Annotated in this window: 12 protein-coding genes; 8 read left to right on the forward strand and 4 right to left on the reverse strand. The window is 69.0% G+C overall.

The genetic code is table 11. From position 1 onward, the window contains the following. Positions 1-758 (reverse strand): low temperature requirement protein A (locus G5C65_RS22185; protein WP_241265969.1); only part of this gene is annotated, 758 nt, incomplete at its 3' end. 152 nt (positions 759-910) lie between these two features. Between G5C65_RS22185 and G5C65_RS22190 the strand changes: the two genes are divergently transcribed. From G5C65_RS22190 to panD, 4 genes are all read left to right on the forward strand, one after another. Next, positions 911-2,431: a hypothetical protein gene (locus G5C65_RS22190; protein ID WP_165300666.1), complete on the forward strand. Its 1,521-nt coding sequence runs from the start codon at positions 911-913 to the stop codon at positions 2,429-2,431. A 25-nt stretch (positions 2,432-2,456) separates the two neighbouring features. Then, the gene (locus tag G5C65_RS22195) at positions 2,457-3,278 is read left to right on the forward strand and encodes a maleylpyruvate isomerase family mycothiol-dependent enzyme (protein WP_165300667.1); all 822 of its coding nucleotides are present in this window, start codon (positions 2,457-2,459) and stop codon (positions 3,276-3,278) included. Positions 3,279-3,395: 117 nt separating this feature from the next. Next, positions 3,396-3,608 carry a hypothetical protein gene (locus G5C65_RS22200; protein ID WP_241265970.1) on the forward strand — a complete coding sequence of 71 codons (213 nt, stop codon included), beginning with the start codon at positions 3,396-3,398 and terminating at the stop codon, positions 3,606-3,608. Between the two features lie 157 nt (positions 3,609-3,765). After that, positions 3,766-4,191, forward strand: a complete 426-nt coding sequence (gene panD, locus G5C65_RS22205) for an aspartate 1-decarboxylase (protein WP_165300668.1) — start codon at positions 3,766-3,768, stop codon at positions 4,189-4,191. A gap of 10 nt (positions 4,192-4,201) precedes the next feature. Here the strand turns inward: panD and G5C65_RS22210 are convergent, their stop codons facing one another. Together G5C65_RS22210 and G5C65_RS22215 are read right to left on the reverse strand one after the other, a co-directional pair. Then, positions 4,202-4,921 carry an SDR family oxidoreductase gene (locus G5C65_RS22210; protein ID WP_165300669.1) on the reverse strand — a complete coding sequence of 240 codons (720 nt, stop codon included), beginning with the start codon at positions 4,919-4,921 and terminating at the stop codon, positions 4,202-4,204. A 131-nt stretch (positions 4,922-5,052) separates the two neighbouring features. Then, positions 5,053-5,352, reverse strand: a complete 300-nt coding sequence (locus tag G5C65_RS22215) for a YiaA/YiaB family inner membrane protein (protein ID WP_206442136.1) — start codon at positions 5,350-5,352, stop codon at positions 5,053-5,055. Between the two features lie 187 nt (positions 5,353-5,539). Between G5C65_RS22215 and G5C65_RS22220 the strand changes: the two genes are divergently transcribed. The 4 genes from G5C65_RS22220 (at position 5,540) to G5C65_RS22235 (ending at position 9,925) form a co-directional block, all read left to right on the forward strand. Next, complete coding sequence (locus G5C65_RS22220; RefSeq protein WP_165300670.1) at positions 5,540-6,358, forward strand: lipase family protein; 819 nt, start codon at positions 5,540-5,542, stop codon at positions 6,356-6,358. A gap of 123 nt (positions 6,359-6,481) precedes the next feature. After that, the gene (locus G5C65_RS22225; RefSeq protein ID WP_165300671.1) at positions 6,482-6,922 is read left to right on the forward strand and encodes a hypothetical protein; all 441 of its coding nucleotides are present in this window, start codon (positions 6,482-6,484) and stop codon (positions 6,920-6,922) included. A gap of 13 nt (positions 6,923-6,935) precedes the next feature. Then, positions 6,936-9,311: a DUF6571 family protein gene (locus tag G5C65_RS22230; protein ID WP_165300672.1), complete on the forward strand. Its 2,376-nt coding sequence runs from the start codon at positions 6,936-6,938 to the stop codon at positions 9,309-9,311. A gap of 11 nt (positions 9,312-9,322) precedes the next feature. Beyond that, the gene (locus G5C65_RS22235) at positions 9,323-9,925 is read left to right on the forward strand and encodes a hypothetical protein (RefSeq protein ID WP_165300673.1); all 603 of its coding nucleotides are present in this window, start codon (positions 9,323-9,325) and stop codon (positions 9,923-9,925) included. 76 nt (positions 9,926-10,001) lie between these two features. On the opposite strand, the gene G5C65_RS22240 is transcribed toward G5C65_RS22235, so the two are convergent. After that, entirely contained in the window at positions 10,002-10,259 is a 258-nt protein-coding gene (locus tag G5C65_RS22240) for a GntR family transcriptional regulator (protein WP_165300674.1), read from the reverse strand. Positions 10,260-10,538 lie beyond the last annotated feature (279 nt).

The raw sequence follows: 10,538 nt of genomic DNA on the forward strand, positions 1-10,538 counted from the left end.
GCCTCCGCCTTGCCGTCCACCGCCTGCTGGATGCCGACGGTCGCGGCGGTGATGCTCTCGCCGAGGACGATGATGGTGAACAGGCCGTAGCGCTCCGAGATGTGGTGCGCATGCCACGGCGTACGGGCATGCCGCTCGGCGTACGGCGGGACCAGCAGCTCGACGACGATGAACGCCACGGCCCACCCGGTGCGCCACGCGTCGGGGAGGAACAGCCAGGCGATCCACCCGGCCTGCGCGAAGGCGATGCCGCGGGCGTACCGGAAAGCGGCGGTGCGCTGCCCCGGATCCCGCGTCTGCACCCCGGCCCGCAGCCACTCGGCGATGGCCACGATCCGGATGATCGCGTAGCCCAGGATCGGGACGGTGAAGTCCAGGTCCTCGAACGCGCGCGGCACACCGGAGGCGATGACGAGGACGCCGGTGATCTGGACCAGCCGGCCGAGCCGGTAGGGCACGTCGTCCGTGTCGTAGGCGGAGGCGAACCAGGTGAAGTTCATCCACGCCCACCACACGGCGAAGAAGGCGAAGCCGAAACCGGTGACCGCAGTGGCGTAGTGGTGCTCCGCGACGGCGTGCTCCAGCTGGAGGCCGATCTGCGCGATGGCGACGACGTAGCAGAGGTCGTAGAGCAGCTCCAGCGGGGTCGCCGTGCGCCCCTCCTCGGCCGTGTCACGCCCCCGCATGGGCTGGTACCAGGAGGTGCCCGGCCGCGCCGGCCGGGGTGCTGAGCCGTTGGCTCCGTCGCATTCGGTCATGCACCGATACTCCGGCCGCGGCCGGTGCCGCCCGGTATCCACACCGCGCCACGCGGGTGACGCCCGCGTCGAGCGCCCCCGGATAGGGTGCTGAGCCGGAACGTCCGGAACGGGCGGCGAACGGGGACGGTACACGGGGGAGGACGATCGGCGTGCGGTTCGGCGCGATACGCGGCAGGCTCGGCAGACTCGGCGGCGTACTGCGCCGCCGCTGGCGGACGACCGCCACCGTGGCCATGGCGCTCTGCCTGGTGGCGGGCGCGGCCGTCGGCTGGGCGGCGCACCAGTGGCGGGAGGGGCCGGTGCTGGCCTTCGCCGACGACGAGCCGGTCGTCCAGTCCGCCGCGGACGCGAAGAACCCGGATGACGAGAGCCGGTGGGCGCCCGGCGCCGACTGGGCCGCGCGCGGGGACCTCACCGGAGACAAGGACCTGCTGCGGGCCGCCGTACGCGCGGTCGCCGTGCACCACGGCAAGGTGCGGCGCAAGGCCGACAGCGGCGGCTTCGACGCGCAGCGGCGCTCCAACGTCCTGACGCCCCCGTCCGCCCGGCTGCTCTACGCCGGACACGCCGGGCCCGACCGCGCCCCCACCGTCCTCCTCCTGGTGCAGAACTCCTACGGCGAATCCGGAAGCAGCCGCCTGCTCCTGGCCCGCTACCGGGACCGGGACGGCAAGGACGACTACGACACCCGCCCGTACCGCGCCCCCTCGGGCGGCGCTCCCCCAGACCGCGCCGCCGACGCCCTCCCCGTGGTGCTGGACTGGGGCCGCGAGGACGGCAGGCTCAACCCGCTGCAGCGCTCCCCGCGCACGCGCACGACGCGGCTGGCGCTGCCCACCACGCTGTTCGGGCTCGAAGCGGCCGGGCTGGACGGCAAGGACTACACCTGGCGCAAGCTCAAGGTCTCCGGCGGGGTGACGGAACCGGTGAAGCCCTACGACCCCGCGTTCCGCAGCACCCGCGAGGTGCACCGCGAGCTCTCCGACTGCCCGACCACCGGACTGCTGCTGCGCGGGAAGCTGGCCACCCCGGACGGCTACCGCCGTGTTCACTACGTGCTGCGCAGCAGCGACTTCGTCCCCGTGTCGGTGAGCTACGAGCCGAAGGTGCCTTCCGGAAGAGCCAAGGTCCGGGACGAGACCGAGGACAAGGACGCGGCCGAGATGTTCGACGGCCCGCATATCCGCACCCTCGCCCGTCAGCTGATGTGCCGGGGCGCCGAGCGCCTCCAGGGGGACCCCGACCCGCTCGCCACCCAGGTGCGCTGGGAGCGGCTGTGGCAGGGCAAGCTCCCCGGCCGGCGCGCACGCCACGAGATCGTACGGGTGAGGGAGGCGCCGGGCAGCGTGCGGAGGGTGCTGCTGAACACGGACGACCCGCGCCGCTTCGAGCCCGTGTACCGCGACGAGTCGCCGGAGGACAGCGAGCTGTGCCTCGCCTGGGACGGCGCGGCGGTCGTCAGCGGCTCTGCCGGCAGCAAGACCCGGGCCGAGCGGATCACCCTCCGGCACAAGGGCTCAGGCGAGCGGCACACCGCCAAGGGCCGCGTCCTCACCGCCCGCCTCGGCAAGCCGGACGACGCGCGCGCGTACACGGCCGAGATCCGCTACACCGACGGCCGCACCAGCACGCTCGACTGCAACTCCGTACCGTACGAGGACATCCGCTGAGCGACAGACGGCCTACTCTGCCGGTATGACGGGATATGCGCTCGACCACGCACGGTACTGCGACGAACTCGCCCACCAGGCGGACCTGTTCCGGCGAGCCCTCACCACAGACCCCTCGGCCCTCGGCAACCGCGTGCCGACCTGCCCCGACTGGACGATGCGCGAGCTGGCCGTCCACCTCGGCGGCGCCTACCGCTGGTTCGCCGAGCTGGTCCGCACCCGCGCCACGGAGATGCTCCCGGACGAGTCCGTACCGGATGTCGGCGGGCCCGGCGCGGACGCCCCGGCCGAGGCCGTGGACGCGTGGTTCGCCGAGAGCGCCGCGCTCGTGGTCGGGGAGCTGCGGGCCGCCGGGCCCGAGGCGCACGTATGGACCTGGGCCCAGGACCAGAGCGCCGCCTTCTGGGCGCGGCGGGCTGTGCACGAGACGGTGATCCACCGAGCGGACGCGTACCTGACAGCCGGGCTCGACTTCTCCGTACCGCCGCCGGTGGCGGCCGACTGCGTCGACGAGTGGCTGGAGATCGTCTCCAGCTCCACGGCGCAGGAGCACTACCCGGGCTTCCGGAGGCTCCGGGAGCGCGCGGGGAGCAGCATCCACCTGCACGCGACGGACACCGCGCCGGAGTCGGTGCCGGGCGGCGCGGCCGAGTGGCTCATCGAGCTGCGCTCCGACGGCATCGGCTGGAGCCGTGAGCACGGCAAGGCGACCGTCGCGCTGCGCGGCCCGCTCACCGACCTCCTGCTGGCCTTCTACCGGCGGCTGCCCGCCGACAGCGAGCGGCTGGAGGTGCTGGGCGAGGCGGAGCTGCTGGACGCGTGGCTGCGGGACGTCAGCTTCGGCTGAAGCGCCACCCGTTCCCCTGAAGATCGGATGATCGGCGTGACGCGGTCACGCTCCGCTCATTAGGCAGTGCATCGCGGTTCCGAACGGCTCACGCCAGACTCCAAGGAGACGGACATGATGCGCAAGCCCCTCGCCCGCTGGGCTGCCTGCGGAGCGCTCGCGGTGGCGGGCACGGCCCTCGCCACCGGCCCGGCCCACGCCGACGAGTCCCCGAGGAACTCCCACAACGGTCCGCGCGTGGCGCTGATCAACGCCGGCCAGATCGACGACCCGATGGAGGACGTCCTGGAGCACACCTTGCTTCTCGGCGACGGCTACCGCTGGGACTGACGCCGGCGCCGCGCGTCCCGGATGGGAGCCCCCTCGCGTGACGGCTCTCACCCGCCCGCGCCCGGCCCGTGCGCACCCGCGCCCCGGTACCCTGCCGGTGTCGGCGCGTACCCCCGCACGGGGACGCGACCCCTGTCCCCGCGAGGAGTGTGCTCCTGTGCTGCGCACCATGTTCAAGTCGAAGATCCACCGGGCCACGGTCACGGAGGCCGACCTGCACTACGTCGGCTCCGTGACCGTCGACGCCGAGCTGATGGCGGCGGCCGACCTGCTCCCCGGCGAACTCGTCCACATCGTCGACATCACCAACGGCGCCCGGCTGGAGACGTACGTCATCGAGGGCGAGCCCGGATCCGGCGTCATCGGCATCAACGGCGCGGCCGCCCACCACGTCCACCCCGGCGACCTGGTCATCCTCATGAGCTACGCCCAGGTGGACGACGCGGAGGCACGTACGCTGCGCCCTCGCGTCGTCCATGTGGACGGCGCGAACCGCGTCGTCTCCCTGGGCGCGGACCCGGGCGAGCCGGTGCCCGGCGGCACCGCCCGCCGCTCCCCGCACGCACGCGGGGCGTCCGCGTAACCCGTAGCGGTCAGACGGGCTGCCCGACGGGCCGTACGGTGAGGGTGTTCACGTCGACGCCCTCCGGCTGGCCGAGCGCCCACACCACGGAGTCGGCAATGTGCTCGGCGCTCAGCAGCGCGCCCTCGGGCAGCTCCCGCCCGGACGCCTCCCAGAACGGCGTCTCGACCCGCCCCGGGGCGACGAGCGTGACGCCCACCCCGTCCCCGGTCACCATGAGCCGGGTGTTCTCCGCGAGCCCGGTGACGGCCCACTTGGTCACGCCGTAGAGGTTCCCGGGGGTGTGGACGAAGCCCGCGACACTCCCGACGAGGACGATCCGCCCGCGCGACTCCTTCAGTGCGGGCAGCGCGGCCCGTACGAGCAGCGCCGGGCCCAGCACGTTGGTCAGCAGCATGGCCCGCCACTCGTCCGGGTCCCCGTCGGCCAGCGTCCCGGACGTGGCGAACCCGGCGTTGGCGACCACCCCGTCCAGCCGCCCGAACGCGGACAGCGTGCCGTCCACGGCGGCCTGCACGTCCCCGGCCTCGGCTGCGTCCCCGGGGAAGGTCAGCAGCTCGCCGGGCTGCTCCCCGGCCCCCTTGGCGAACTCCGCCAGCCGCTCCGCGCTCCGCCCGGTGACGGCCACCCGCTCCCCCTGGGCCAGCAGCTGCCGCGCGACAGCGCCCCCGATCCCGCTGCTGCCGCCGGTGACCAGCGTGACCGGCGCCGCGTCGACTGCCTCACTCATACGGAACTCCCTCATTCAACTCCGTCAGCAAACGGCAGCAGTCAAGCGCTTGGAGAGCACTCGAAGTCAACGCGTCACCGCACGCGTCATGCACGTCATGCTCGTCATACCTGTCATGCCTGTCATGCCTGTCATGCCTTGGGCAGCTCGAAGGGGTCCTGCTCCGTGAGCAGCTTGTCGATGCGGGCCTTGTCCACCTTGTTGGTCACCTCCTCGACCTCCTGCCGGTCCCGTACGCACTTGGCCAGCGTGAAGGCGGACGAGACGACGAAGATCAGCCCGAGCGCGAGGAACCCCCGCTCCCACTGCCCGACGGGCAGCCGCACGATGCCGACCAGCAGGGCGGCCAGCGCCAGCCCGAACGCGACGGCGGACTGCACGAAGAAGGCGGTGGTGTTGGGCCGCTGGACGGAATGCGAAGAAGAAGTCATGCGCTCAGAGTGCGCCCGCGCGATGCCGAGCACATGGGTACGCGTACTCATTCCGCCGCCCGCGCGGCACCCCGTACGGGTGACGCTCCCCCGAGCGCGCGTACGCGGCCGCGCCCCCGGAAATCGATCCGCAGACCGCCGCACCGAGCGGCCCGGACGACGCAGACGCAGGAGAGGAGACGCGGCGATGAGTGTCCCCGCGCTGGACCACCGCACCACGGGCTACAGCCTGCCCCTGGCCTACTGGCTCGCTCGGGCTTCCGAGCTGGCCTACAAGGACGAGCCCGAGGTACGCGAGAGGACCGGGCAGTGGGGCTTCACCCGGGTGCGGTACCTCGAAGCGCGCAATCCGGGGCCGCTGCCGCTCACCGACACCCAGGCGTTCGTGGCGGGCAGCGACCACATGGTGGTCGTGGCCTTCCGCGGCACCGAGCCCACCCAGGCCCGCGACTGGCTCAGCGACGTGGACGCGCCCGGCACGACCGGACCGGGCGGCCACGGGATGGTCCACGTCGGCTTCGCCCAGGCCCTCGACGTCGTCCACCAGGAGCTGACGAAGACGGTCGAGGAGTTCCGCGACCAGGACCAGACCCTGTGGATCACCGGACACAGCCTGGGCGCAGCGCTGGCGATGCTGGCCGCGGCCAGGCTGCACTTCGAGGCCCCCGGACTGCTCGCGGACGGCGTCCACACCTTCGGCCAGCCCCGCACCGGCGACCGGGACCTGGCGGACGCCTACGACGCCGCGTTCACGGCCCGCCACTTCCGGTTCGTCAACAACAACGACGTGGTCCCGCAGCTCCCGCCCGAGCCCCTCTACCACCACGTGAAAGCCCTCCGCTACTTCGACGCGGACGGCAACCTGCACGAGTCGATGTCGACGGCCGGCAACCTGGCCGACCACGCCAGGGGCTTCGCCCAGAACGCGTTCGCCCCCGGAACGGACGCCATCCAGGACCACCGCATGACCGCCTACCTCCCCCTGCTGGAAAAGGCCGCCGGCTGAGCGCTCCGGCCTGCGGCGAAATACCGCCCCTCGCCCTGAAGAAACTTCCCGAAGGCGCTACTCTGCGCGGCTGACCGCACACCGCACGCCGATACACACAACTGTCGACGGGAGCGCAGCTGTATGTCGTTCGAGCACGACTGGGCCCGGAGCGCCGAGTCCGCCCGCATGCGCCTCAACAGCGCACCGTCGTCGGGCAGCAACGCCGATCTCGCGGTCAGCCCGTCGACCAAGCGCGCGGTGGCCGGGCACATCGAGAACGAGCTGGGCCCGGCCGTGGCGAGGCAGAGCAGCGCGGCGGTGAACGCGTCCACGTCCGTCTTCGGCAGCAGCAACACCACCCCCGGCACCCTGCAGGGCTGGGACACCCGGAAGGGCCTGGATTTCTGCCTGAAGCGGTGGGACGAGGCGTGGCGGGGCGTACGCGGTCACCTGCAACGCGAGATGACGGCGCTGCGGGGCACGGGCAACTCCTTCCAGGGCGAAGAGAACGCGAGAGTGCAGAGCTTCCAGGGCGTCACGCCTTCCTCCTCTCCCGCCCCCAGCCGCCTCAACAACCTCTGAGGGAAGCCCGTCGATGGAGCTGACGTACCACGACGTCATGAAGGCCGACTTCGCCTCCCTGTCGGAGACGGCCAAGGCGTGGCGGACGATGGGCAAGAGCTGCAAGAAGGTCCACGACAACTACCGCGACCAGGTGCGGAAACGATTAACGGGCTGGACCGGCGAGGCCGCGAACGCGTTCTGGATGTCGTCAAGGGTGACGCTGCACGAGATGAACGCGGCCCGGTCCCAGGCGTACAAAGTAGCCAAACTCCTGGACGACGCCCGCGGCAGGCTGGACGCGGCCCGCAAGCACGTGGAGTCCGTCCGCGACGCGGCCGTCAAGGACGGCATGAAGGTCGACCCGTACGGAAAGTGCACCACCGACACAGGCGGCATGTCGGACAAGGAAGCTGGCAACATCCTCCGGGACCCGGGCCGCGCGGACCGCGAAAGGGAGTGGACCCACCGCATCGTCAAGGCGGTGAAGAAGGTCGCCGACGCGGACCGCGAGAACATGCTCGCCCTCAAGGCGGCAGCCACCGACACCGACGGCAAGGGAGCCGACAACGGCTTCAACAGCAAGGCGATCGGCGACGTCGACAAGTACGTCGTCAAGCGCTCGGCGGACCTGGCGACGAAACTGGACAGCGGCAAGGACGGCGGGGGCCTCAGCGCGGGAGAGCGCAAGGAACTCCAGCTCTTCCTCCGCTCCAACTCCGACGACAAGGAGTTCACCCGCACCTTCCTGAACTCCATCGGCGGCCCCGAGGGCACCATCAAGCTGACGAACGCCCTGAACGACCTGGCCCACAAAGGAGACACGGACCACCGAGGCCAGTACCTGGGCATCGACCGTTCGCTGTCAACCACCCTGGCAACGGCCACTCGGGTGCCCGAGTTCAAGGGCGCGAACGGGAAACGGCTTGCGCTGGGTTCGCCCGAGTACGCGTCCCGCTACCGCGACTGGCTGAAGACGGATGACGGTGCCTGGTATCACCGCTGGCGCGAAGGTATGCGTACCGCCGGAGTGAAGCAGTACGGGATGCGCGCCGTCCAGGATGCAACCCTCGGCCGTGGGAAGCCTCGTGGATATCAGTCACTCGTGACGCTCATGGAGAGGGGCAAGGGATTCTCACCGCAACTCCTCCACGACGTGGCCGATGACATCCGCACAGCGGAAAAGGAGAATCCCGGAATCTGGAAGCTCTCCGGAGATTTCACCGGCGAGCACGAGTCATGGTTCGTCAACGATCCCTACGACGGCGTACTTGGCATGATGGCGAGGGAGCCCCGGGTCGCAGCGGCCTACCTCGATCCGAACTCGGATGCTGACCCCACCACCTCCGCAGTCGAGAAGAACGATCGTCTGGACTACCTGGCACACCGCGACTGGAAGATGGGCTCGGACTTCGTCGGCGGCCAAGGCGCCGCCGACGGCCCCCGCCCCTTCGCCCAGGTGACTGATCCGGATGCTCACGAGGGCTTCGAAGCCGCCCTGAAGGCAGCGACAACGGGCCGAACCCCCGAAGACGGGCTCGGGACCCCCATCCCCCACTCGGCCGCCAACGCACGCGTCATGGCAGAGACAGTGAAGGTCTTCGGCGGCGACCCCGACTTGATCCGCAAGGACGGAGAATTTGCGGGAACTCGACCATTGCTGGGTGAGATCACGGCCGAGTACTCGGGAGACGTGCAGCGGGCTCAGTTCCCCGCTCACAAGTTCCCGGTCCACGGGGAAGGTGCTGAATTCGACAATGGGCACCTGCTGAATTTCCTGGGAACCGTAGGGCGCGACCCTGAAGCATACGGGACGATCAGTTCAGCTCAACAAGCCTACACGGCGGGGCACCTGCAGCAGCAGATGAATGAACTATCCGAGGCATCCGACAAGAGTGACGCACACGACGTGGCATCCAATGCCGTCTTTGCAGGCGCACGAGTGGAGGGGATCCTCAGCGAAGCCAAGGCGGGTGCGATCTACGAGGACGAGATAGCTGAAGTACAAGATTTCAACAAGAGAGCAATCAAGGCTGGAGAGAATGGGAACAAACTCTTCGATGTGGCGATTGCGGTGATGGGGGAAGCCCCTGGCGGATCAACGGCCGGAGTCCCTGTCGGGTGGCTCCAGGAAGATCTCAGCGATTCCTTCGAAAACCGAGTGAAGAAAGACCTTCCGCAACTGGCGCAGAGGGCACAGGACGAAGCCAAGTACGACTTCGAGAACAGTCACGCCGCAGCAATGAAAAACGCTGCCCGGCTCACGGGAGATGCTTCACGTCACGCTGGCCTTGACGACGAAAAACTGATCAGAGCAGTGAGTGAATCTGCCAGCAAGAGTGCTGGTCTATCTTTCGCCGACGGGTCGGGATCAGAGCGGCAGCACGGAAACTCTCACCCCCAGGGCTAGGGAATTCAAACATGAAACGAACGAGGTACGCGACGGTGGCAATAGGCGCTATCACGCTCGCATCGGGCCTGCTCCTCTCGCTGACCTCCTGCACCGAAGACCCGCCCAAGCGCGACTACTCGGTCCCGGACCGCCTGTGCGACCTCAAAGTCCCCAAGAGCCAATATTCCGAGCTATTCGGCCCCGGAGAAGAACTTAAAACCGATGGGGTCGGCGAATCTTGGGGGAATGCAAACGGGCACAAAGGAGAAAGATTGTGCCAATACTTCGTCGACGGGGATATCGAACTCTGGATCGAAGGGGATTGGAGAATGAGCGGGAAAGAAGAATCACTCCTTTCGTCCCCTCGGGCGGTAGCCAAGTTTTACGGGAAAAAACCCCCTCGCGATTTCCCAGGAAAATTCAAAGCTGCAACCTGGCAACGAGGAGCCGCAGCAGTCGTAGACTGCACACAGCCCGAACACGAATCCCGAGACCGCTACATGGTCATAGTCAAAACAGGCGAGGACCGATTTGACGGTGATTCCAGTCGGGCGCACGAGGCACTAGGAGAACTGGTCCAGTCGGTGACCGCTGAAGTGAACGAGCACCTGGTTTGCGAAGGAGACTACTGATACCGAGAAATCACGGGTAGCCATGTCGCAGGCCGCAAGGGAACCTCCCTGCGAAGTCGAGTGGCAAGCACGTCAGTCACCGGCGCGCGCCCCGGCCAGGCTGCCCATCCCGCACGAACACTCCCATCCCGGCTACGGTTTCGACCAGCCCTTCTTCCTTCAGCACGGCAACCGCCTTGCGCAGCGTGTCGCGGGCCACAGAAAACTCAGCTTCGAGTTCGACCAGGCTCGGAATGCGGCGTCCCGCAGGGATCTCGCCGTCTTCGATGCGCCTCCTCAGGATCGTGGCGATCTGCTTGTACGGCGGTACCGGGCCCTCTCTGTCGATGCTCACAGCGATGACCGTAGGAGCCTAGGCCATACTTTCGATAGCTACCCTAGAGGCTAGACGGGGGTAGTACACCCTAGTAAGGTCCCTCGAAACGAACCCCGGCGACGGAAGGCACCCGTCCCGGGGCATGGCCAACGCTGCACAAGGAGCGTCGACATGAGTGACCCTATCCGCTTCGCCCTCTCACTGCTGAGGCCCTTCCGGAGGCGGGCGACCGGCAAGCACCGGGCCGGAGCGCAGTCGGCCCCGTACGCACCCACGCGCCTGTCTCTTATACACAGC

Origin of the sequence: Streptomyces boncukensis, from assembly GCF_011045075.1 — a bacterium.
GTDB lineage: Bacteria > Actinomycetota > Actinomycetes > Streptomycetales > Streptomycetaceae > Streptomyces > Streptomyces boncukensis.

Coding starts and splice junctions, on each gene's coding strand:
- G5C65_RS22195 (WP_165300667.1), top strand. CDS start 2,457: ATGACGGGATATGCGCTCGACCACGCACGGTACTGCGACGAACTCGCC.
- G5C65_RS22200 (WP_241265970.1), top strand. CDS start 3,396: ATGCGCAAGCCCCTCGCCCGCTGGGCTGCCTGCGGAGCGCTCGCGGTG.
- G5C65_RS22210 (WP_165300669.1), bottom strand. CDS start 4,921: ATGAGTGAGGCAGTCGACGCGGCGCCGGTCACGCTGGTCACCGGCGGC.
- G5C65_RS22215 (WP_206442136.1), bottom strand. CDS start 5,352: ATGACTTCTTCTTCGCATTCCGTCCAGCGGCCCAACACCACCGCCTTC.
- G5C65_RS22220 (WP_165300670.1), top strand. CDS start 5,540: ATGAGTGTCCCCGCGCTGGACCACCGCACCACGGGCTACAGCCTGCCC.
- G5C65_RS22225 (WP_165300671.1), top strand. CDS start 6,482: ATGTCGTTCGAGCACGACTGGGCCCGGAGCGCCGAGTCCGCCCGCATG.
- G5C65_RS22230 (WP_165300672.1), top strand. CDS start 6,936: ATGGAGCTGACGTACCACGACGTCATGAAGGCCGACTTCGCCTCCCTG.
- G5C65_RS22235 (WP_165300673.1), top strand. CDS start 9,323: ATGAAACGAACGAGGTACGCGACGGTGGCAATAGGCGCTATCACGCTC.